Source organism: Parvimonas sp. D2 (genome assembly GCF_035282635.1).
Lineage (GTDB): Bacteria > Bacillota > Clostridia > Tissierellales > Peptoniphilaceae > Parvimonas.
In genome coordinates, this window is record NZ_JAYKBO010000036.1 from 1 (window position 1) to 276 (window position 276).

Sequence of the window (276 nt, forward strand, 5' to 3'; positions counted from 1 at the left end):
GCCTCTTCCTCGAAGAAGCCGCGGGCGTGTCCAAGTACAAGGAGCGCCGCCGCGAGACCGAGAACCGGCTCAAGGACACGCGCGAGAACCTGACCCGGGTCGACGACATCCTGCGCGAGCTCAATGCCAACCTCGAGAAGCTGGAACGCCAGGCCGAAGTCGCCGCGAGCTACCGCCAGTTGCAGGACGCCGGCACGCTCAAGCTGCACCAGCTCTGGTGGCTGAAGGCCAGAGACGCCGGCGCCGAGGCGGCGCGCGTCAAGGCGGCGCATGCCG

1 protein-coding gene is annotated in these 276 nt (G+C 68.8%); it reads left to right on the plus strand.

Annotated features, from left to right (window positions below; translation table 11 throughout):
• The coding region (locus VJI77_RS07485; protein ID WP_323988965.1) for a hypothetical protein at positions 1–276 on the plus strand (276 nt) is incomplete at both ends.